Below are 20,884 nucleotides of genomic sequence, written 5' to 3'. Positions count from 1 at the left end.
GAAACGTCTTTTTCCGGCCGTCAGTCCATCAGGATCGACAGGTCGGGCTCCGTTTCGGGCACCGAGACGGTGGAGTGGTCGTCGGGGAGCGTCTGGACGGTCCAGCCGGGCGTTCCCCCGTTGTCGACGGTGAGGGTCCTGGCCGCGTACAGCGGGCCGCCGCGGGGCGTCAGGGTCACCGCGAACGGGCCCTCGGTGGAGTCGGGGATCTCCGGGGTCACGGTCATGGTGGTCCGGCCGTCGACCGTGTACGTATCGGTGACGCTCTCGCCGCCCTCGGCGCCCGCGGACCAGGTGACGTCGACCTCGACGGCCTCGTCGGGGGCCAGCAGGGAGAGCGTGGTGCCGGAGGCGGTGTTCCCCGCGGCGGAGGCGCGGGTGCCGACGGGGGCGGTGGCGGGGATGAACGCCATCTCCTGCTCGTCGTCCTCGCCGAGGGTGACGCGCGCGGCGGCGACGACAGGACCGCCGCCCGTTTCCGCGGCCGGGGTGAGGACGAGCGAACCGGCCTCGCCCTGGGTCAGGTTCTCCAGGTCGATGGCGGTCAGCGTGCCGGCGGGGACGGAGATGCTCTCGTAGCCGGCCGGGGTGATGGTGCCGCCGGGGCCGGCCAGGCCCACGTCCAGGGTGATGTCCTCCTCGCCCGGGGCGAAGACGGCCAGCCGCACGGACCTGGTGTCCGCGGGGATGCCGGGCAGCACGACGGGGCCGCCCGCGGGTGCCGCGGACGGCGGCAGCCAGTCGGCGCCCAGCTGCTGGTCGACGGCCTCGACCTGGGCGCCCACGCGCCCGGTGCGTGCGGTGACCTGGACGGCGACGTTCGTCTGCGGCTCGGGGCTGACGGTGGAGAGCCGGACCGGAACGCTGCTGCGGCCCGGCACCGTGATGCCCTGCCCGGCCTCGGAGTCCAGGGCGCCCTCCGGGCCGTGGAGCACGATGTCCACGACGGTGGCGGCTTCGTCCGGGTTGGTGATGTGGACGTAGTCGGAACGGCTCTCCGCGGTGCTGGCGCCCGCGAACCAGAACTCGGTGTCCGGGGTCTGGCAGGACGTGCCCAGCACGCCGCCCGCGGTGACGGCGGTGGTCTGCTGCACCGTCCAGCCGGGCGCCAACCGCTGCTCGGCGGTGCCGGCCAGGGCGGCGGCGGACTCGTCGACGCGGGCGGAGACGGGAACGCCGGGCTCGGTGAGCGGCACGACGGGCTCCGGCGCCGCGTCCTGGCCGCCGTCCTGCTCCTGCCCCTCCTGCCCGTCCTGCCCGTCCTGTTCCTCCCCGTCCTGCTCCTCCTCGCCGCCGGGAACGTGCTCGGGCGCGGCCAGCAGCTCGGCGCGGCCGGACTCGTCGCCCTCGTCCGCGCGGCCGGGCTCCTCGCCCGCGGGCGGCGTGTACGCCGTGTACCAGGTCGAGGCCGACTCGGCGGCGGTCGGCCGGGGGCAGGTCAGCGCGGTGCGCTCGACGGGAACGGGCAGGCGCTGCGAGGTGCGGACCGTCTCGGAAGGGTCGGACCGCAGGGCGGTGGCGCCGGTCACCGCGGCGAGGGCGGCGGTGACGGCGATGAGGGACATGGTCGCGCGGTTCATCGCTGGTTGCTCCCGTCGCCGTAGTCGGCGGGGTAGTCGTACGGCCGGGTGCTGTCGTAGCTGTTCCCGTCCCAGTCCTGGTAGGGCTGCGGCGGGACGGCGGGGCCGTCCGGGTAGGCGGCGCCCTGGTCCTGGTAGGTGCCGGGCCAGGGGTCCTGGTAGCCGGGCCACGGCTCCTGTGCGGGCGGTGCCTGCGGCGCGGGCGGCACCGGCGGCGCGCCGTCCGTACCCGCCGCGTCCGGGGGCCCGGCCTGCGCCGGAACGGGCGCGGGCGGCGGCTCCGCGGCGGCCTGGCGGCGCGCGCGGCGGCCCTGGGGGGCGGCGGGCGCGGGCTCCGCCTCCTCGGGCAGGTCGTCGTCCAGCTCGCGGCGGCGGCCGGGGAGCGCGAGCACGGTGAGCACGAGCAGCGCGAAGCCCTGCGCCCAGACCCACAGCGTGTGCGTGCCCGGGGTCTCGTGGACGACGTCCAGCCGCCCGCCGCCCGCGGGCAGTTCGAAGCCCTGGGCCCAGCCGTCGATGGTGACGGGCGTGAGGGACTGCCCGTCGAGGGTGGCCTGCCAGCCGTCGCCCGCGGTGTCGGCGAGCTGGAGCACGCGCCCGGCCGGCCCTTCCGGCACGTCGGTGTGGATGTCGACCGCACCGGCGGGGACGGCGAGGGGCTCGGCCCCGGCGCCCTCCTCCTCGGCGGGCAGGATCACGGCGCGGGACACGTCGCTGTTCACCCGCCACAGCGCGCCCTGTTCCTGGCTGAGGCGCTGGAGTCCTGGGGTGGTGTCGAGCACGCGGTGGAGTCCGGCCGGCGAACCGTCCTGCACCAGCACGTACCGCACGGCGTAGGCGGCGAGCGCGGTGGTCTGGTCGGCGCCGGAACCGGCCACCAGATCGCCGACGACCTCGCTCAAGCCGTCGTCGGGACCGAGCAGTTCGGCCAGGTCGGCATCGCCGAGCCGGGCGCCGGAGCCGCGGACGAGGCTGTAGTCGACGGCGCCGGGCGCGCCGTCCTCCGCGGCGCCGCGGCCGGAGAGCACGAGGGTGCGGGCCTGGTCCTGGGTGGTGCTCTCCTCGGCGACGAACGCGGGCACCTGCACCGGATCGGTGCGTTCCAGCGGGCCGTTCGCGCCGCCGATGATCCAGCCGGCGGCGGCCAGCAGCGGCCCGGCCGCGGCGGCGCCCGCGACGGCGACGGCGACGGGCTGCCGCCAGCCGAAGCTCTGCGCGGCGACCCGGTACCTGGCGCCGTCCGCGCCGAGCGCGGCGGCGGCGAGCAGGGCGAGGCCGTACACCAGGGTGGCGGGCCCGGCCCAGGCGTCGCCGTCGGACCAGACCGCGAAGACGAGGCCGGCGAGGGCGACGGCCCACGCGGTGGTGACGGCGAGCCGCCGTTCGCGGCGCAGCAGCGCGCCGAGCGCGGCCAGCACGATGCCGATGAGCAGCCAGGTGCTGGGGGTGCCCGGGCCGCCGGGGTTCACGTTGAGCAGCTGGAACGCGGTGGCGCGGCCCGTTTCGAACGGCAGCCCGACCTCCCGCAGGAAGTCGGAGGGCGACAGGAGGACCGACCACGACCAGGGGCCGAGCAGCACGAAGGGGGTGAGGAGCACGGCGCCCAGGCGCAGCGCCCTGGCCCGGACCAGCGCGGGGTCGAACGGGAGCGGCAGGAAGACGGCGAACAGCGCGAGCACCAGGGCGAGCGGCCAGATCACCGGCGTGAACGCCGTGGCGACGGCGAGCAGCAGGGCGCAGGCCCACACGGCGCGCCAGGAGCCGCGCCCGCCGGGCGCCGCGTATCCGGCGGCGAGGATCGCGGTGCGGGCCAGGGGCGGCAGGAGCACGGCCAGGACCGCGGTGCCGAGGTGGCCGCCCGCGACGGCTCCGGTGAGGGCGGGCAGGAAGGCGTAGGCGATGGACGCCCAGGCGCGCAGCAGGCGGGACATGACCAGCGGGCGCGAGGTGAAGTAGGCGCTTGCGCCCGCCAGGGGCACGCAGGCGACGAGCAGCAGCGTCATCGTGAGCCCCGTGCTGCCGAGCAGGCCGGTGGCCATGAGCGCGAGCAGGGCGAGATAGGGGGGCGCCGATTCGGTGCCGCCGGTGCCGACGGGCTGCCAGGTCGACAGGTAGCGGTCCCACAGGTCGCCGGCGTCGCCCGGGGCGGGCAGCAGGGCGCCGCCGGTGAGCGCGCCGGTGCCGATGAGGTCGCGGCAGGCGAGCAGGGCGGCGAGCAGCAGGCCGAGGGCCAGCATGGGGCCTGGGCGGCGGGCGAGGCGCCGGACGCGGGCGAACTGCTCGACGTCGAGGGCGTCCGTCTCGTCGTCGGACGGGCCCGATTCGACGGCGCCGTGCCGCCCGCCGCCGGCGGCGGCGGGCTCGGTCCGGCCGCCGAGGTTGCCCGCGACCTGCTCGATGGTGGTGCGCACGGTGGCCAGCGGCGGCGGGAAGAGGGGGCGCAGTTCGCCCGGGTCGCTGTCGGGGGCGACCGCGCGGTCGCGGCGGCGGCGGGCGCCGAGCACGAGGCCGGGGCGCAGCAGGGTGGCCAGCAGCCCGGCGGCCTCGTCCAGGGCGCGGCCCGGCAGCTTGCCGACGAGGTAGGCCAGAACGCGCAGCAGGGTGCCGAAGACCAGCCGGAACAGCACCCAGGGCAGTACGCGTCCGCGGGCGTTGACGAGGAGGGCGTAGGCGGCGGCGGCCTTGTCGACCCGGTGCGGGTTGCCGCCGAGGCGGCCGGCGCAGTCGATGGAACGGCGTTCCCTCGATGCGGCCTCGGCGTGCCGCAGGACGGCGGCGGGCGCGACGAGCACGCGGTGGCCCGCGGCCTGGGCGCGCCAGCACAGGTCGACGTCGTCGCGCATCAGCGGAAGTCTGCGGTCGAAGCCGCCGAGCTGCTCGAAGACGTCGCGGCGGATGAGCATGCCCGCGGTGGAGACGGAGAGGACGGGGCGGACCTGGTCGTGCTGGCCCTGGTCCTGCTCCCTGCGGTCGAGGCCGGTCCAGCGGCGGCCGCTGTTGGCGATGGAGACGCCGACTTCCAGCAGCTGCTTCCTGTCGTACCAGCCGCGGAGCTTGGCACCGACGATCGCGGCGGAGGGGCTGGCGTCGGCCTGGCGGAGCAGCTCGGCGAGGGCGTCCGGCTCGGGAGCGGCGTCGTCGTGCAGCAGCCACAGCCAGTGGACGGGCTCGCCGAACGGCAGCTCCGGCAGGTCGTAGGTACTCGTGTCCCACGTACGAGTGACGGGGTCCCAGGCATTGGGGCGCTTCAGGTAGGGCAGATCGTCCGGTGTGAGGACGGGCGCGGTGCGGACGGCCTCCGCGACGGCGGTGCCGAAGCCGCTGCGGCGGGCGAGGTGCAGGACGCGCTCGGCGCCGAGTGTCTCGGTGACCAGCGTGGCGGAGGAGTCGGCGCTTCCGGTGTCGGCGGCGATGACGTCCTGCACCGGCCGCTCCTGCGCCAGCAGGCCGCGCAGGACCTCGGGTAGCCAGCGTTCGCCGTCGTGCGAGACGAGTACGGCGGTGACGACGTGCCGCGGGAATTCTGGGTGGGCGGCCTGCTGGGGCGCCGCCGGCTGGCTGTGCACGGACATCGAGGTGCTGGCCCCGGTTCGCTGGACGGTGTGGACGGTGCCGCCGTGCGGCGACGTCTCGGACAGCGCACCACACTAGCGGCTGGGCCCGCCGGAGCCCGCCGGACCGACGCAACATCGGTCAGCCACCGGTCGGCCGGGGTCAAACCCCGCTCAGACAGCCGCCTTCTTCAGACGCCGACGTTCACGCTCGGACAAACCGCCCCAGATTCCGAAGCGTTCGTCGTTGGCGAGGGCGTATTCGAGACATTCGGAGCGGACCTCGCAGGCGAGGCACACTTTCTTCGCCTCACGCGTGGAACCACCCTTCTCGGGGAAGAACGACTCGGGGTCGGTCTGGGCGCACAGTGCGCGTTCCTGCCAGCCCAGCTCCTCCTCCGCCTGATCGACCAGCAGTTGCTGGAACAGCTCGGTCATATGCGCGCCCCTCGTCTTCTTTGCTTCCCCGTGATGCCGTTGTTATCGATACCGCTCGAACGACATGAGTGAAATTACAGGCGGGGTGCTCACTGGCAGTCAAGCCACGATCTGTTATTCACCCGATGATTCACCCTGTGGCACCACAAGCGCACGGAAAGTGTTCAAATCGGCACAAACTCACACGAGCCAGCGCTCGGCCAGTCGCGTAATCCGGTCGTTCTCCTCTCACTTCGCCGGTCCATCGACCGCCTGCACCCTGAGAGACGAACGAGCGCCCGGATGTGTTGCAGCCCGCGGGCGACAGCGACCAGGATCACAGCCGGATCACGGATGGGCAACGGCGCCCCCGAGGCCGCGGGTGGAAGCCCGTCTGTCCGCAAAGCGGCCTGCATAAACCTTTCCGCGGCGCACCCTTACCCGAAGTGGTGAAACAATGACCCCGGCCGCGAGCCCCGTTGACAGGCACGTGCGTCTGCCGCTCCGCTAGGGCATCCATCCGTACCCCGAACGATGGCGACACCACCGACCTCATGGACAACGACAACGAAATCGCCGGTGACCCGCTGGCGATCCCGCACCTGCTCCCGCCCGTTCCCGAGCACCCGGCCACCGTCGCGCAGTTCGCCGGTCTGGCCGCCGCGCTCGCGGGTGATCGCGCGTGTTGGGCGCCCCTGGTGCGGTACGACGCGGCCAGCCGCTGGTACCACCGGCTGCGCACCGGTCCCGGGTACGAGGTGTGGCTGCTGAGCTGGGTGCCGGGCCAGGGCAGCGGGCGGCACGACCACGGCGCGTCCAACGGCGTGTACACGGTGCTCCAGGGCGCGCTGACCGAGCACGCCGACGGCCGCGGCAGCCGGGTGCTGACGCCCGGCTCACTGCGGGTCTTCGCGCCCGGCTACGTGCACGAAGTGGTGAACGCCGCGCTGACGCCCGCCGTCAGCCTGCACATCTACTTCCCCGGGCTCACCGAGATGCACATGCACGCCCGTTCGCAGGCGGAGCCCGTTCCCCGGGACGTCCTCGCCTGCTGACAGACTGGGCCGCATGCAACGCATCGTGGTTCTGTCCGGCGGCATCGGCGGCGCCCGCTTCCTGCGCGGCCTGCGGCGCGCCGCCCCGGACGCCGGCATCACCGTCATCGGCAACACCGGCGACGACATTCATCTGTTCGGCCTGAAGGTCTGTCCCGACCTCGACACGGTGATGTACACGCTGGGCGGCGGCATCCACGACGGACAGGGCTGGGGCCGGGCCGACGAGACGTTCACCGTCAAGGAGGAGCTGGCCGCCTACGGCGTCGGGCCCGAGTGGTTCGGCCTCGGCGACCGGGACTTCGCCACCCATATCGTCCGCACCCAGATGCTCGGCGCCGGGTATCCGCTCAGCGCCGTCACCGAGGCCCTGTGCCGCCGCTGGGAGCCCGGGGTCACGCTGCTGCCGATGACGGACGACCGCGTCGAGACGCACGTCGTCGTGGACGACGGCGAGGGCGGCCGCAAGGCGGTCCACTTCCAGGAGTACTGGGTGCGGCTGCGCGCCGGCGTACCGGCGCACGCGGTACTGCCGGTCGGCGCGGACCAGGCGGCGCCCGCCCCCGGCGTGCTCGACGCGCTCGCGACGGCGGACGTCATCGTCTTCCCGCCGTCCAACCCCGTGGTGAGCATCGGCACCATCCTCGCCGTGCCCGGGTTGCGCGAGGGCATCGCCGACGCCGGGGTGCCGGTCGTCGGCCTGTCGCCCATCATCGGTGACGCGCCCGTGCGCGGCATGGCCGACAAGGTGCTGGCCGCCGTCGGCGTGCCCTCGACCGCCGCGGCCGTCGCCCAGCACTACGGCTCCGGGCTGCTGGACGGCTGGCTGGTGGACACCTCCGACGCGGACGCGGTCGGCGTCGTGGAGGCCGACGGCATCCGCTGCCGCGCCGTTCCCCTGCTGATGACCGACATCGACGCCACCGCCGCGATGGCGCGGGAGGCACTGTCGCTGGCCGAGGAGGTCAAGGCCGCATGACGACGGAGCACGAGCCGGCCGCCGCGCCCCCCGCGTACCGGGTGTGGGCACTGCCGGGCATTCCCGAGGTGAAGCCGGGCGACGAGCTGGCCAAGATGATCGCCGAGGCCGCGACCGCGACCGGCCTGCCGGGGCTCGCGGACGGCGACGTCCTCGTCGTCACCTCGAAGATCGTGAGCAAGGCCGAGGGCCGGGTCCGGCAGGCCGGTGACCGGCAGGAGGCGATCGACGAGGAGACCGTCCGCATCGTCGCGCGGCGCGGCCAGGCGCGCATCGTGGAATCCAGGCACGGGTTCGTGATGGCGGCGGCCGGGGTCGATGCCTCCAACACCCCGCCGGGCACCGTCCTGTTGCTGCCCGAGGACCCCGACGCCTCGGCCGCCCGCATCCGCGGCGGGCTGCGGGACCTGCTGTCGGTCGACGTCGGGGTGGTCGTCACCGACACGTTCGGGCGACCCTGGCGCGAGGGCCAGACGGACGTGGCGATCGGCGCCGCGGGCGTCGAGGTGCTCGACGACTTCCGCGGCACCACCGACCCGTACGGCAATCCGCTGGGCGTCACCGTCACTGCCGTGGCGGACGAGATCGCCGCGGCGGGCGAGCTGGTCAAGGGCAAGACGGACGGGCTGCCGGTGGCCGTCGTCCGCGGCCTGGCCCACCGCGTGCGCCCCGGCACCGGCGGGGCCCGCGACCTGATCAGGGCCGCGGCCGACGACATGTTCCGCCTGGGCACCTCCGAGGCCGTCCGCGAGGCCGTCGCCCTGCGGCGCACGGTGCGGGAGTTCACGGACGCCCCGGTCGACCCCGAGGCGGTGCGGCGCGCGGTGGCCGCCGCGGTGACCGCGCCCGCGCCGCACCACACGACGCCCTGGCGGTTCGTGCTGCTGGAGTCCGCCGAGTCGAGGACCGGGCTGCTGGACGCCATGCGCGAGGCGTGGATCGCGGACCTGCGGCGGGACGGCAGAACGGCGGAGAGCATCGCGCGCCGTGTGCGGCGCGGGGACGTGCTGCGGGCCGCGCCGTACCTGGTGATCCCGTGCCTGGTCGCGGACGGGGCACACGCCTACCCGGACGAGCGCCGGGCGGCGGCGGAACGGGAGATGTTCGTGGTGGCCGCGGGCGCCGGCGTGCAGAACCTGCTGGTGGCCCTGGCCGGGGAGGGCCTGGGCTCGGCGTGGGTGTCCTCCACCATGTTCTGCCGCGACGTGGTCCGCGAGCGGCTCGGCCTGCCGGAGAGCTGGGACCCGATGGGCACGGTGGCCGTCGGCCACGCCGCGGCGCCGCCCCGCGCCCGCCCGCCGCGCGACGCGGCGGCGTTCATCACCGTGCGCTGACCCGGGGCCGCGCCGGTCAGGTCAGGTCAGGTCAGCAGGTGATGTCATCGGCGTCCGCGGTGGCCGCGGGCGCCGGCGCCGAGCCGGCGGGCCGCTTCGGCGGCTCGGGCAGCGGCCCGTCCTCCCGCAGCGCCGTGAACAGGCGGTCGGCCCCCGCCTCGTCCCACATCACGGTGGAGCCGAGCCCGGGCACGTGCCGGGCGGTGTCCGCGACGGGGACGGAGGTGAAACGGGCCTGCGAGGTCTCGAAGTGGCGCAGCAGGCCGGCCAGCGCCAGCATCTCCTCGGCGCCGAAGCCGGGGTCGGCCCTGACCGAGTCGAGGAGCGCGCCGGCCGTGCGGCCGGCCTTCGCCGGATTGAGCAGAACGCCACTGCTGATCGCCTCGTCGAGGAACGCGGCGAGGAACCGCTGCTGGCGTGCCATGCGGCTGAAGTCCGAGGTGCCGTCGAGGTGGCGGGCCCTGACGTAGGAGAGCGCCGCGGCGCCGTCCAGTGTGCTGGTACCGGCCGGCAGGTCGAGGCCCGAGTAACTGTCTTTCAGCGGGCGGGTGGTGCACACCCGCACGCCGCCGATCTCGTCGACCGCTCGCATGAAGCCGACGAAGCTGACTTCGAGGTAGTGGTCCACGCGCAGCCCGGTCAGCCCCTCCACCGTGCCGACCATCAGGGCGGGCCCGCCGTGGGACAGCGCGGCGTTCAGCTTGTCGGCGTGCGCGGCGTGCCGTCCGCCGCCCGCCTCGAAGTCGTGCGCGGGGAGCCTGGCGTAGGAGTCGCGCGGCAGGCTGACGACGGTGGCGCGGTCGCGCGCCTCGGACACGTGCAGCAGCAGCACCGCGTCCGCGCAGCGGCAGGAGGCGTTGCCGACGTGGTACCTGGTGCGTTCCGCGGCGCTGAGCCCGTCGCGCGAATCGGTGCCGATCAGCAGGATGTTGAGGCCGCCGCCGGCGTCCGGGCGGTCGCGCAGGCCGCGGAACGGGTCGACCCGGCGCACCTCGTTCTCCGCCGAGGTGACCATCGCGTGGCCGGCTCCGCTGGCGGTCAGGACCAGTGCGGCCAGCGCGGTTGCGATGCGCAACCCCCAGCGGCGGCCGTTGCGTCGAGCATGCATGCGGGCACCTCCCGCGGTCACCGTATGGCCATACGATCTACGGCCCTGGGGTGGCGCGCGCCGGGGTCCCCCGATCGCGGTAACGTGACCCGGTGACCAGCATCCCGACCGACGCCGTGTCCGTGATCATGCCGGTGCTCAACGAGGAACGGCATCTGCGCAGCTCCGTACGGCACATCCTGGACCAGGACTACCCCGGCGAGCTCGAAGTGGTGATCGCCCTCGGCCCGTCGGAGGACAGGACCGACGAGATCGCCGCCGAGCTGGCAGCCGAGGACGGCCGGGTCAGGACCGTGCCGAATCCGACGGGGCGCACCCCGGCCGGGCTCAACGCCGCGATCGCCGCGTCCCGCCACCCGGTCGTGGTACGCGTCGACGGGCACGGCATGCTCTCCCCCGACTACATCGCCACCGCGGTGCGGCTGCTGCACGAGACGGGCGCGGCCAACGTCGGCGGCATCATGCACGCCGAGGGCGAGAACGACTGGGAGCGTGCCGTCGCCGCCGCGATGACGTCGAAGATCGGCGTGGGCAACGCCGCGTTCCACACCGGCGGCACGGCGGGCGAGGCCGAGACCGTGTACCTCGGGGTCTTCCGGCGCGAAGTGCTGGAGCAGCAGGGCGGGTACAACGAGGAGTTCATCCGGGCACAGGACTGGGAGCTGAACTTCCGGATCAGGCAGGCGGGCGGGCTGATCTGGTTCTCGCCCGAGCTGCTGGTCTCCTACCGGCCCAGGCCCTCGGTGCGTGCGCTGGCCAAGCAGTACCGGAACTACGGGCGTTGGCGGCACGTGGTGGCCCGTTACCACTCCGGCTCCATCAACCCGCGCTACCTCGCGCCGCCGGTCGCGCTGCTCGCCATCGCGGCGGGGATCGTGGTGGGCGCGGTTCTGACGCCGTGGGGGCTGATCGTGCCCGGCGGCTACCTGGCGGCGATCGTGCTGGGCTCGCTGCCCGCGGGCCGGGGGCTGCCGCCGGGTGCGCGCGCCCGGATTCCGCTGGCGCTCGCGACGATGCACCTGTCGTGGGGCTGGGGCTTCCTGACGAGCCCGAAGAAGCTGGCACGCAAGGTCATCGCCAGCCGCCGGGAGCCGGTCACCACGTATAGGCGGGATTGACCTCCATGCAGTCCGGGCCGTCCTTGCCCGAGGTGATGTCCTCCTCGTCGACGGCCGGGCCGTCGTCCCGCGCCGGGTCCTCGGTCGGGTCGGCGGGCGAGGCGGGATAGGCGACGCCCTCGCGCCAGTCGGCGCCGATCACCAGCGTGACGCGGTCCACGGCCGTGGAGGCGCGGACGGCGCCGTGCGGAACGCCGAGCGCCTCGGCGACGGCCTCGGCGTTGGCCTGGTCGGCGATGTCCGGGTAGAGCAGCGCGGTGGTCTCCTCGGAGGCCGCGGTGGTGTCGGTGGCGGCGGCGGTCCAGCCGAGGCGCTGCAATTCGCCGGTGATGACGCCGGCCCGGCCGGACACGGGGGCCTGGAGGGCCGTTCCGGTGCCGTTGCGGACGGCGACCTCCACCTCGGCGGGCGCGTCCGGGGTCGCCTCGGGCGACTCGGAGCCCTCTCCGCCCGGCTCGCCCGACTCCTCCGGGTCGGCGGGGCGTGCGTCGGGGTCGTCCAGCGGTATGTCGTCGCGGAGCATCGTGAAGATCTCCTCGGACTTCGCGGGGTCCGGGATGATCGTGACGTCCGGGTCGGCCGGGTCGGGCAGCCAGGGCAGCGTGACCATGTTGATGCGGTCGTTCGGGACCTCGCGCAGGTCGCCGGCCAGGTTGTACAGGTCCTGAACGGAGCCGATCTCGTGGTTGACGGTCAGGGCGCTGGTGGCGGCCTCGGCCAGGCCCATCAATTCGGTGGTGTTGGTCAGCGAGGTGCTGGACTGCAGTTCCTCCACCATGTTGCTGAGGTACATCTGCTGCGCCCGGGTGCGTCCTATGTCGCTGCCGTCCTCGAAGCCCTTCCTGGTGCGCAGCCACTGGAGGGCCTGTTCGCCCTCGATGGTGGTCTCGCCCGCTTCGAGGCGCAGCCCGGACTTGGGGTCGTCGACATTGTCGGTCACGCAGACGGGCACGCCGCCGACCGCGTCGGCCATGTCCACGACGCCGGCGAAGTCGACCATCATGAAGTGGTGGATGTAGACGCCGGTCAGGTCCTGCCAGGTGTCGACGACGCAGCCGGGGCCGCCGTGCGAGAGGGCGGTGTTGATGGACGCCGACTCGTCCGCCGGGTACACCTCGCCGGTGTCGGGGTCGGTGCACTCGGGGATGGGCACCTGGGTGTCGCGGGGGATGGAGATCAGGCTGATGTTGCTGCGGTCGGCGGAGGCGTGCAGCAGCATCTGCACGTCGGCGCGGACCGGGCCGCCGGCCAGGTCGGAGGCGCCGCCGAGCTCCGAGTTCTCCTCGCCGTCGCGCGAGTCGGAGCCGAGGAGGAGGATGTTGAGCGGGGTCTCGCCGTTCGCGTTGGGCTCGGGGGGCGCGAGGTCGCTGCCGCCCGCGCTGCGGTCCCGTTTGGTGATGTTGTCGTTCAGGTGTTCCAGGTAGAGGTAGCCGGCGACGGCGACCGCGGCGATGAGGACGGCGAGCGAGCCCGCGGTCCACACGAGGATGCGGCGCCACCGCGGCTTCGGTTTCTTCCGTTTGCGCTGCGCCTTGCGGCGGGGCCCTGGGCCCGGGTCCCCCGCCGGGTCGGACCCGGCGCCGCCGGGCGGGGCGGGCGCCCCGGCGTCCGGGGCGCGGCGCTGACCGGGAACGGGCGCGGCGGCGTCAGGACCCGGCCGCCCCGCGGTCTCATGCCCCTGGTTCAGGGAGCCGCCATCGTCCTCACCACGTATGCCGCTCCTCCGCACGGAAATCCCCCACTCTTCGCTTCCGCTCATCCCCGCCCGCGGGGGCGGCCCCGTCACGAGGCGCAGACGTCTTCGTCATCCGCCGTGATGCTGTCAACGTCCTCGGGCCGCTCCGCCGGGACCTCGATGGGCCGGCCGGCGCCGTCGAAGTCGTTGCCGAGGACGAGGACCATGGGCTCCTCGCCGGCGTCGGCTTCCTGCTCCAGGAGCGCGGAGTCCGGAAGGCCCATCATCTCAGCGAGCCGCGCCGCCTGACCTGCCTGGTCGGGGCCGTATTCCAGGGTGGTCGTCTCCTGGGGGGCGGGCGCGTTCCCCACGTTGCTGGCGAGCGGCACGCCCTGCTCGGTCTGGAGCCAGTCCAGGGTCTCCTGCGCCGCACCGATCACGTCGCCGCCGTTGTAGACGTCGACGCGGACATCCTCGGGGGCGGCCATCTCCGGCTCGCGCTCGGTGTTCCCGCCGTCGTCCCCGTTCCCGCCGTCTTCCGGCTCCCCGTCCTCGGTCATGGAGACGTCCTGCTGGAGCATCTGGAAGATCGGCGCCGCGCGCGCCTCGTCGACGACGACCGTGGCCTTGGCGTCCTCGGGCTCGTCGGGGTTGTCCACGACGGGCAGGGTCACGAAGCTCATGTCGGACATCGGGACCTTGCGCACCTCGGAGGCGAGGCCGTAGAGGTCGTCGATGCTGCCGATGCCGGTGTCGACGGTCAGCGCCTTGGTGGCGGTGTCCGCCAGGTCCCAGAAGCTGTTGAGGCTGGAAAGCACATTGCTCTCGGTGATCTCGCGCGCCATGGAGGCCATGAACTGCTGTTGCAGCTCGATCCTGCTCAAGTCGCTGCCCTGGCCGACCGAGTAGCGGGTGCGCACGAAGGCAAGTGCGTCCTCGCCCTCCAACTCATGTGTTCCGGCATCGAGTTGAAGACCGGACTTCGGGTCGTCGATGGGCTCGGCGACGCAGACCTCCACGCCGCCGACGGCGCTGGACAGGTCCTTGACGGCGTTGAAGTCGGCCATCATGAAGTGGTTGATCTCGACGCCGGTCAACTGCTCGACCGTGCGCCAGACGCAGCCCGGGTCGCGGCCGTCGGTGCCCATGCTCTGGTTGAACCTGACGCCCTGCGAGCCGGGGATGACCCGCGTCGAGCCGTCCTCGCCGCGGACCTCGCAGTCGGGGACGTCGGTGATCAGGTCGCGCGGAATGCTCAGCCCGGTGGCGTGGGTGCGGTCCTCGGAGAAGTGCATGAGGATCGTGGTGTCCGCGCCCTCGCTGGCGTCGCCGCCGTAGCTTTCGTTGCCCGAGCCGGTGCGGGTGTCGGTGCCGATGAACAGGACGTTGATCGGCTCGTCCGAGCTGTAGTCGTTGCTGATACCGGTGTCGACCTTGTTGATGTTGCCGTTCAGCCGGTTGTAGAGGTACCAGGCGGTCCCGCTCAGGACGACGAGGAGCAGGGCGAGCGAGCCGCCGGTCCACAGAAGGACCCTTTTGCCGCGGCTGCGTTTCTTCTTGGCCTTGCGGCGGCCCCGGCCGGTGGCCGGGGCCTTGGCGCGGCGGTCGCGCTGCGGCGGCACGGAACGGTCGCCCTCGGACTCGCGGTCACCCTCGCCGGGCGGCCTGCGATCGCCGGGTCTGGTGGACGGCGCGCGACGGCGTGGTGACGCTGCGTCGTGCGAGGACTGCGGGCGGGCCGCAGCAGGCGACGCCTGTCCCGGCTGCTCGCCCTGCCCGGCTTGACGTGCGCCGGGCAGCCGCAGCTCGTAGTTGCCGGTGTCCGGATTGAACACCCACTGATCCGCGGGATCGATACCGCCCGCGCCCCCGCGTCCCTGCGCTTCCACGTAACCGTGCGCCCTCCGTGTGCGTACTAGAGGATCAGACGGCTCACCCTAGCCGCCAGGTTCCACGGCCCGCGCTTGCGGTGACGCATTCCACCCTTTACAGCGAGGGCAAACCTCCGGCTACTTCCCCTTTTTGGGGTTTTTTGTCGTCTTGCTCTTTACTCTCACATGGCCTTATCGAGCAAACTCCGTAATGCGCCGAGGGCTTCCCCGCGGTGTGGGAGCAGGGCGACGCGCGCGGGGAACGGCGTTCGCACCGCCGACCGCCGTGCTCTTCCCGCGCGTTATCGCAATTCCGGACCGGGATGTGGCCGCCCCTCCCGCACCGAGCCGTCCGCCGAGCCGTCCGCGGGGACGGCGGGCGCGGGGGCGTCCGCTCCCGCGCGGTGCAGGATCGCCCAGCCGGTCCCGGCCACCACCAGGACCAGCGCGGCGGCGGCGAGCGCCAGCCGGCGCGGCCAGCGGCGGCCGGGCGTCGCCGGAAGCGGCCGCCGGCTGCCCGGCGGGTCGACGAACCGGTGACCGTCGGCGACGCGGGAGAGCTGTCGCGGCACCCTCATGGTGACGATCCTGTGGGCGCAGGGCGGCAGCGGCCACCGTCAGTCGGCGAAGTGGGTGACGCGCTCACTCTCGCGGCGCGCGGCGAGGGCCGCCGCGTCGAGCCCTTCGGCGTTCCGGCACAGCACCACGGAGCCGCCGGCCGCGAGCGGGGCCAGCAGCCCGGCGGAGACGCCGCGCCAACTGTCATACCCGGCAAGCGACATCACGCGGCTGCCCGGCGCGAGCCCGCGCTGGGACGCGTCGGCGCGGGCGCGTTCGACGACCTGCCCGCCGGTGAGTTCGAGGTCGTCGACGGCCAGCGCGGGGTGCGCGGGACCCGGCGGGTCGTAGGCGGCGAACGTGTCCGGCTGGCCGGGCACGGCCACCGCGTAGTCGGTGAACCCCTCGGGCGGCTGCGGGAATCGGCTGCCGAGGGGGCGCAGGGCCAGCGCGACGCGCTCGCCGCCGCAGGCGCGCGCCTCGGCCAGCCGGTCGGGGCCGCTGACGACGGCGTCGGCGGCGGCCGGATCGCCGCCGAGGTCGGCGACCACGCCCACGGCGGAGCAGGCCAGCACCCACACGGCCGTCTGCCAGTGCGCGGGCAGGAGCAGGGCGACGCGGTCGCCGGGCTGGGCCGCGAGTTCGTCCTGGAGGAGATTGGCCGTCTTCGCCACCCAGTTGGCCAGGGTCGCGGCGGAGAACTCGACGCGTTCGCCGGTGGCGTCGTCGTAGAACGTGACCAGCGGGCGCGTGGCGTCCGCGGCGAGCGTGGAACGCAGCAGGTCAGCCGGGATGCGGTCGTGAATGTTCATCCGCGAAAGCGTACGCCCGCGCGGCCCGGCCCCGGCCGCCGCCCTCGGCGGACACCACCCGCGCGCACGTCACCCGAAGTCACCATGCGGTCACTCCACGAATAGACAGATGTGATGTGCTATGCCCAAGATCCGGATATGCGTTCTTTTCTCCCTTCTTCTGTCATTGCATCCGTTTCCGCTTCCACGCTGGGCGCCGCCTGCGCCGCGGCACTCGTCGTTCCTCTGCTGTTCCCCGCCGGCGCCGCCGCCCTGACGGCGAGCCCGCCGCAGGACGGGCACCGGTCGCAGGCAGCGGCCCGGGCCGGCGGCGTTCAGTCACTCGCGCTCCAGCCGCTCGACGTCGGAACCCGCGCCGGGGGCGACCCGGCCGGGACGCCGGAGACCGCGGAGCCGGCCGGTACCCAGGGCCTGCCCGCGACGGACACCGAACCGTTCTCCCTGCTCGGCGTCATCTGGGACGACCCGGCGGCCGGACTGCCCGGCGTGGTGCAGGTGCGCACGCGCGCGGCGGACACCGGCGACTGGTCCGCCTGGACCGACCTGGACCCGCAGTCCGCGCACGCGCCCGACCCCGGCTCGGCCGAGGCCGGGGACGCCGGGGTGCGCGGCGGCACCGCCCCGCTGTGGGTCGGCGCCTCCGACGGGGTGCGCGTGCGCGTCGTGCCCCACGACGGCGAGCCGGCGCCCGCGCTGCCCGCGGGCCTGCGGCTCGAACTCGTCGACCCGGGCCAGCGGGAGGGCAGCGGGGAAACCCTGCCCGCGACCGGCCCCGGCACCGACGCGGGCACCGGCCCCGACGCGGGCGCCGAGGCGCGCGCCGGCGGCTCCGGCGCGGCGGCGGCCGGGAAGCACGAGGGCCCGCGCCCGCCCATCACCATCCGTTCCGGCTGGGGCGCGGACGAGGGCCTGCGGGAAAGCGGGTTCGTGTACACGAACAGCGTGAAGACCGCGTTCGTGCACCACACGGCCGGCAGCAACAGCTACACCTGCTCCGAGGTGCCCTCGGTCCTGCGCGGCATCTACCGCTACCACGTGCAGAGCCAGGGCTGGCGGGACGTCGGCTACAACTTCTTCGTCGACAAGTGCGGCAAGATCTACGAGGGCAGGGCCGGTGGCGTCGCCGAGCCGGTGCAGGGCGCCCACACCTACGGCTTCAACCACAACAGCATGGGCGTGGCCGTGCTCGGCACCTACTCCTCCAAGGACCCGGGGCGCGACGTGCGCGACGCGCTGTCCCTGCTGACGGCGTGGAAGCTCGGGCTGCACGACGGCAACCCGCAGGGCACCCGCAACCGCACCTCGGGCGGCGGCAAGTACGCGGCGGGCACGACGGTCAGGATGAAGAACATCTCCGGCCACCGCGACGGCTACGCCACCGACTGCCCGGGCGACGAGCTGTACGGCGACCTGGGCACCGTGCGCAGCACCGCCGCCCGCCTCCAGGGGCGCTGAGGCGTCCGGCGGGGGCGGGTGACGGCCGCCCGGCCGGCCTGCGCGTAGCCTGCCCGTCATGCCCGACCGCACGTGGACCCCGCCGGAGCCGTACGACCTGCGCCGCAGCCTGCTCGTGCTGCGGCGCGGGCCGTACGACCCGGCGTTCCGCGCGGAGCGCGACGGAACGGTGTGGCGCGCGACCCGCACCCCGCTCGGCCCGGCGACGCTGCGGCTGGTGCCGGGCGCACGCGTCGGGGCGACGGCCTGGGGCCCCGGCGCCGACTGGCTGCTGAGTCGGCTGCCTGCGCTGCTGGGCGCCGAGGACGACCCCGGCGCGTTCGTGGCCCACCACCGGCTGGTCGCCGCCGCGCTGCGGCGCCACCGCGGGGTGCGGCTGATCAGGACCGGCCTCGTGCTCGAATCGCTGATCCCGTCCGTGCTGGAGCAGCGGGTCACCACGGAGGACGCCTACCGCTCCTGGCGGCGGCTGCTGAAGTGGTTCGGCGAGCCCGCGCCGGGTCCCGGCGCCGGTCTCGGCATGTACGTCATGCCGGACCCGCGGACGTTCGCCCGCATCCCCTCCTGGGACTGGCACCGCGCGGGCGTGGACGGCAAACGGTCCGCCGCCGTGGTGCGCGCGGTGCGGGCGGCGCGCCGCATGGAGGAGGCGGCGACCATGGAACTCCCCGCCGCCATGGCCCGGTTGCAGGCGATCCCCGGCATCGGCCCGTGGACGGCGGCCGAGGCACTGCAACGCGCCATCGGCGCCCCGGACGCGATCACCGTCGGCGACCTGCACCTGCCGCGCATCATCGGCTTCGCGCTCGGCGGCGAGGACGGCGCCGACGACGCGCGCATGCTGGAGCTGCTCGCCCCGTACACCGGGCAACGGCACCGCGCGGCACGGCTGGTCCTGCTGACCGGCATCGCCCCGGCACGCCGCGCCCCACGCCAGCGCCACGCCAACATCGCCCGGCTGTAAGAGGCGCTGGGGCCCGAAGGGCCGCCGCATACCATGGAGGGGCGCTCGTCGCGCCGCCGTGCCACCGCCCGAACGGGGGTCCCGCCATGACAGAACGCAAGCCGCCCGGCATCTCCACCGAGTCCTGGGTCGACCGGCAGATCCGCGAAGCGGAGCAGCGCGGCGACTTCGCGGACCTGCCGGGCGCGGGCAAGCCGCTGAGCGGCCTCGACCAGCCCTACGACGATCTGTGGTGGGTGCGGGAGAAGATGGCCCGCGAGCAGCTGTCCTTCCTGCCGCCCAGCCTGGCGCTGCGCAGGGAGGCCGAGGAGGCGCTCGCGGCGGCGAAGTCGGCGCGCAGCGCGGACGAGGCGCGGCGGATCATCGAGGACGTCAACGACAGGATCCGCGAGGCGATCCGGCACCCGCCGGACGGCCCCCCGCTGAACATGGCGCCCTTCGACACCGAGCGCATCGTCCGCGAGTGGCGCGCCCGGCACGCCGGTAGAACGGCCTGATCACAGGGGCCGCTGCCGCGACTCCGTGATCTCCCGCCGCCTGGCCAGCCGGTGCGTGCGGCGGATCTGCGCCTCCTGGAAGCGCCGGCGGTCGCGGTCGTTGCCGGGCACGACGGGCGGCACGCGCCGCGGCTTGCCGTTCTCGTCGACCGCGGCGAAGACGAGGTACGCGGTGGCGACGCGGGTCGCGGGCGTCGACTCGTTCCAGCGCTCGGCGAGCACCTTGACCCCGATCTCCATGGAGGTCCTGCCGGTCCAGTTGACCTGGGCGTGGACGTGGACGAGGTCGCCCACGTTGACCGGTTCCAGGAAGACCATCTCGTCCATGGAGGCGGTGACGGCCGGACCCTCCGAGTGCCGCCCCGCGACGGCGCCCGCCGCGTCGTCGACGAGCTTCATGATCACGCCGCCGTGCACGGTGCCGAGCAGGTTCACCTCGTTCTGCGTCATGATGTGCGACAGCGTGGTGCGCGACGCGGTGGTGGGCTTGCCCGGAAGTCCGGACGGTTCGGGAAGTTCGGCCATAAAGACAGCGTAAGCGCCGGTCACGCGCGCCGCCGGAATGCATCAGGTCTGCCACATTCCCCGCCCCGCGACCCAGTCGATCACGCGCGGCAGGCAGACTGGCATGTTATGAGCGACTGGCCCGACGGGTGGACCGACGACGACCAGCCCCGAACCCGGGACCGCTACGGACGGGGCAGCGGCAGCGCGCGCCCCGAGAGCGCCCGCGTGATGCCGCATGTACCGAGACAGCCGCAGCCGCGCCATCCGCAGCAGGCGGAGCCGGCCCGGGGGCCGGTCTACGACTCCGGGTACAGCGACGGCCAGGTCTACCGAGGCGCCGCGAGCCGCACCGCTCAGCCCCCGCCCGGCCCGCCGCGGGACCCGTACGCCGACGACGGCTTCCGCGACGACCCGCGTCCCCCGCGGACGCGCAACTGGCGCCGCCGCATCGGGTTCACCGCGCTCGGCCTGGTGGTCGTGCTGCTGGTCACGTCCGTCGCCACGTACTTCTGGGCCGACAGCAAGCTGCGCCGCGAGGTCGACCTCGCCTCGGTCGAGGACCGCCCGACGGCGGGCAAGGGGACGAACTACCTCATAGTCGGCTCCGACAGCCGCGAGGGCCTGAGCGAGGAGGAGCAGCAGGAGCTGCACACCGGCAGCACCGAGGGCCAGCGCACGGACACGATCATGCTGCTGCACGTCGGCGACAACGGGAACACCATGGTCAGCTTCCCGCGCGACTCCTGGGTGACGATCCCGGAGTTCACCGGCTCCGTCTCCGGCAACCGCATCCCGGCCCAGGAGCAGAAGCTGAACGCCGCCTACTCGATCGAGGGCCCCGAACTGCTGGTGCGGACCATCGAGCACAACACCGGCCTGCGCATCGACCACTACGCGGAGATCGGCTTCGGCGGCTTCGCGAACGTGGTGGACGCGCTCGGCGGCGTCGAGATGTGCTTCGACGAGCCGATCCAGGACGACAACTCCGGTGCCGACTTCGAGGCGGGCTGCCAGCGCCTCGACGGCGCGGAGTCCCTGGCGTTCAACCGGCAGCGCTATCAGGAGGCGATGGGCGACCTCGGCCGCACGCAGAACCAGCAGGAGTTCCTCGGGACCCTCGCCGACCAGGCCGCGTCACCGTCCACGCTGCTGAACCCGTTCCGGCTGTTCCCGACGATGAACGCGAGCCTCGACTCGCTCATCGTGGACGAGGATATGAGCCTGTGGGACCTGCGCGGCCTCTTCTGGGGCATGCGCGGCGCCGAACGCATGAACGTTCCGGTCGCCGACCCCGGCTACGAGACCTCGGCGGGCTCGGCGGTGCTGTGGGACGACGGCCAGGTGGAGCAGCTGATGGCACAGCTGAAGAACGACGAAGAGGTGACGGTCGGCCGCGAGTGAGC

General features: G+C 73.8%; 17 protein-coding genes. 8 read left to right on the top strand and 9 right to left on the bottom strand.

Translation table 11 applies throughout. From position 1 onward, the window contains the following. Positions 1-20 precede the first annotated feature (20 nt). From STBA_RS23045 to STBA_RS23035, 3 genes are all read right to left on the bottom strand, one after another. Positions 21-1,580 (bottom strand): DUF5719 family protein, encoded by a 1,560-nt coding sequence (locus tag STBA_RS23045; RefSeq protein WP_077061061.1) that lies wholly within the window; start codon positions 1,578-1,580, stop codon positions 21-23. Next, positions 1,577-5,152 carry a glycosyltransferase gene (locus tag STBA_RS23040; protein WP_077061060.1) on the bottom strand — a complete coding sequence of 1,192 codons (3,576 nt, stop codon included), beginning with the start codon at positions 5,150-5,152 and terminating at the stop codon, positions 1,577-1,579. The genes STBA_RS23045 and STBA_RS23040 overlap by 4 nt, the downstream gene beginning before the upstream one ends. A gap of 153 nt (positions 5,153-5,305) precedes the next feature. Beyond that, positions 5,306-5,569, bottom strand: coding sequence for a WhiB family transcriptional regulator (locus tag STBA_RS23035; protein ID WP_077061059.1), 264 nt, complete (start codon positions 5,567-5,569; stop codon positions 5,306-5,308). A 533-nt stretch (positions 5,570-6,102) separates the two neighbouring features. Here STBA_RS23035 and STBA_RS23030 point away from each other — a divergent pair. The 3 genes from STBA_RS23030 to STBA_RS23020 are packed head-to-tail and all read left to right on the top strand — an operon-like array spanning position 6,103 to position 8,916. After that, a complete protein-coding gene (locus tag STBA_RS23030) occupies positions 6,103-6,603 on the top strand; it encodes a cysteine dioxygenase family protein (protein ID WP_077061058.1) in 501 nt (166 codons plus the stop codon). 13 nt (positions 6,604-6,616) lie between these two features. After that, positions 6,617-7,582 carry a 2-phospho-L-lactate transferase gene (gene cofD / locus STBA_RS23025; protein WP_077061057.1) on the top strand — a complete coding sequence of 322 codons (966 nt, stop codon included), beginning with the start codon at positions 6,617-6,619 and terminating at the stop codon, positions 7,580-7,582. After that, on the top strand, positions 7,579-8,916 hold the full coding sequence (locus STBA_RS23020; protein WP_077061056.1) for a coenzyme F420-0:L-glutamate ligase: 1,338 nt from the start codon (positions 7,579-7,581) through the stop codon (positions 8,914-8,916). The genes cofD and STBA_RS23020 overlap by 4 nt, the downstream gene beginning before the upstream one ends. Positions 8,917-8,947: 31 nt before the next feature. On the opposite strand, the gene STBA_RS23015 is transcribed toward STBA_RS23020, so the two are convergent. Next, positions 8,948-10,024 (bottom strand): LCP family protein, encoded by a 1,077-nt coding sequence (locus STBA_RS23015; protein WP_079252113.1) that lies wholly within the window; start codon positions 10,022-10,024, stop codon positions 8,948-8,950. Between the two features lie 92 nt (positions 10,025-10,116). Between STBA_RS23015 and STBA_RS23010 the strand changes: the two genes are divergently transcribed. Then, on the top strand, positions 10,117-11,142 hold the full coding sequence (locus tag STBA_RS23010) for a glycosyltransferase family 2 protein (RefSeq protein ID WP_290443904.1): 1,026 nt from the start codon (positions 10,117-10,119) through the stop codon (positions 11,140-11,142). Here the strand turns inward: STBA_RS23010 and STBA_RS23005 are convergent. The 4 genes from STBA_RS23005 to STBA_RS22990 all read right to left on the bottom strand — a co-directional run bounded on the left by STBA_RS23005 (position 11,120) and on the right by STBA_RS22990 (position 16,058). After that, entirely contained in the window at positions 11,120-12,871 is a 1,752-nt protein-coding gene (locus STBA_RS23005) for an LCP family protein (protein WP_253194929.1), read from the bottom strand. The two genes, STBA_RS23010 and STBA_RS23005, sit on opposite strands and share 23 nt — an antisense overlap. A gap of 53 nt (positions 12,872-12,924) precedes the next feature. Next, positions 12,925-14,706, bottom strand: a complete 1,782-nt coding sequence (locus STBA_RS23000; protein WP_077061054.1) for an LCP family protein — start codon at positions 14,704-14,706, stop codon at positions 12,925-12,927. Between the two features lie 284 nt (positions 14,707-14,990). Continuing rightward, entirely contained in the window at positions 14,991-15,266 is a 276-nt protein-coding gene (locus tag STBA_RS22995; RefSeq protein WP_077061053.1) for a hypothetical protein, read from the bottom strand. 39 nt (positions 15,267-15,305) lie between these two features. Next, positions 15,306-16,058 (bottom strand): TIGR03089 family protein, encoded by a 753-nt coding sequence (locus tag STBA_RS22990; protein WP_077061052.1) that lies wholly within the window; start codon positions 16,056-16,058, stop codon positions 15,306-15,308. 138 nt (positions 16,059-16,196) lie between these two features. On the opposite strand from STBA_RS22990, the gene STBA_RS22985 reads away from it, so the two are divergent. The 3 genes from STBA_RS22985 (at position 16,197) to STBA_RS22975 (ending at position 18,974) form a co-directional block, all read left to right on the top strand. Next, positions 16,197-17,513 (top strand): N-acetylmuramoyl-L-alanine amidase, encoded by a 1,317-nt coding sequence (locus tag STBA_RS22985; protein WP_079252112.1) that lies wholly within the window; start codon positions 16,197-16,199, stop codon positions 17,511-17,513. A 58-nt stretch (positions 17,514-17,571) separates the two neighbouring features. Beyond that, positions 17,572-18,477: a DNA-3-methyladenine glycosylase gene (locus STBA_RS22980; protein WP_077061051.1), complete on the top strand. Its 906-nt coding sequence runs from the start codon at positions 17,572-17,574 to the stop codon at positions 18,475-18,477. A gap of 86 nt (positions 18,478-18,563) precedes the next feature. Beyond that, the gene (locus STBA_RS22975; protein WP_077061050.1) at positions 18,564-18,974 is read left to right on the top strand and encodes a DUF1992 domain-containing protein; all 411 of its coding nucleotides are present in this window, start codon (positions 18,564-18,566) and stop codon (positions 18,972-18,974) included. Here the strand turns inward: STBA_RS22975 and STBA_RS22970 are convergent, their stop codons facing one another. Beyond that, positions 18,975-19,499 (bottom strand): acyl-CoA thioesterase, encoded by a 525-nt coding sequence (locus tag STBA_RS22970; RefSeq protein WP_077061049.1) that lies wholly within the window; start codon positions 19,497-19,499, stop codon positions 18,975-18,977. 108 nt (positions 19,500-19,607) lie between these two features. On the opposite strand from STBA_RS22970, the gene STBA_RS22965 reads away from it, so the two are divergent. Beyond that, positions 19,608-20,882 carry an LCP family protein gene (locus STBA_RS22965; RefSeq protein ID WP_077061048.1) on the top strand — a complete coding sequence of 425 codons (1,275 nt, stop codon included), beginning with the start codon at positions 19,608-19,610 and terminating at the stop codon, positions 20,880-20,882. The last annotated feature ends 2 nt before the right edge of the window (positions 20,883-20,884 follow it).

It is taken from the genome of Streptomyces sp. MP131-18 (genome assembly GCF_001984575.1).
Taxonomy (GTDB): Bacteria; Actinomycetota; Actinomycetes; order Streptomycetales; family Streptomycetaceae; genus Streptomyces; species Streptomyces johnsoniae.
Note: the sequence above shows the minus strand (reverse complement) of the source record. Positions and strands in the feature narration are given on the sequence as shown.

What these genes read in the sequence shown, in the direction of transcription:
- STBA_RS23015 (WP_079252113.1), bottom strand. Translation starts at nt 10,024, where the DNA reads ATGCATGCTCGACGCAACGGCCGCCGCTGGGGGTTGCGCATCGCAACC.
- STBA_RS22980 (WP_077061051.1), top strand. Translation starts at nt 17,572, where the DNA reads ATGCCCGACCGCACGTGGACCCCGCCGGAGCCGTACGACCTGCGCCGC.
- STBA_RS23045 (WP_077061061.1), bottom strand. Translation starts at nt 1,580, where the DNA reads ATGAACCGCGCGACCATGTCCCTCATCGCCGTCACCGCCGCCCTCGCC.
- STBA_RS22990 (WP_077061052.1), bottom strand. Translation starts at nt 16,058, where the DNA reads ATGAACATTCACGACCGCATCCCGGCTGACCTGCTGCGTTCCACGCTC.
- STBA_RS22995 (WP_077061053.1), bottom strand. Translation starts at nt 15,266, where the DNA reads ATGAGGGTGCCGCGACAGCTCTCCCGCGTCGCCGACGGTCACCGGTTC.
- STBA_RS23030 (WP_077061058.1), top strand. Translation starts at nt 6,103, where the DNA reads ATGGACAACGACAACGAAATCGCCGGTGACCCGCTGGCGATCCCGCAC.
- STBA_RS23035 (WP_077061059.1), bottom strand. Translation starts at nt 5,569, where the DNA reads ATGACCGAGCTGTTCCAGCAACTGCTGGTCGATCAGGCGGAGGAGGAG.
- STBA_RS22970 (WP_077061049.1), bottom strand. Translation starts at nt 19,499, where the DNA reads ATGGCCGAACTTCCCGAACCGTCCGGACTTCCGGGCAAGCCCACCACC.
- cofD (WP_077061057.1), top strand. Translation starts at nt 6,617, where the DNA reads ATGCAACGCATCGTGGTTCTGTCCGGCGGCATCGGCGGCGCCCGCTTC.
- STBA_RS23020 (WP_077061056.1), top strand. Translation starts at nt 7,579, where the DNA reads ATGACGACGGAGCACGAGCCGGCCGCCGCGCCCCCCGCGTACCGGGTG.
- STBA_RS22985 (WP_079252112.1), top strand. Translation starts at nt 16,197, where the DNA reads ATGCGTTCTTTTCTCCCTTCTTCTGTCATTGCATCCGTTTCCGCTTCC.
- STBA_RS22965 (WP_077061048.1), top strand. Translation starts at nt 19,608, where the DNA reads ATGAGCGACTGGCCCGACGGGTGGACCGACGACGACCAGCCCCGAACC.
- STBA_RS22975 (WP_077061050.1), top strand. Translation starts at nt 18,564, where the DNA reads ATGACAGAACGCAAGCCGCCCGGCATCTCCACCGAGTCCTGGGTCGAC.
- STBA_RS23040 (WP_077061060.1), bottom strand. Translation starts at nt 5,152, where the DNA reads ATGTCCGTGCACAGCCAGCCGGCGGCGCCCCAGCAGGCCGCCCACCCA.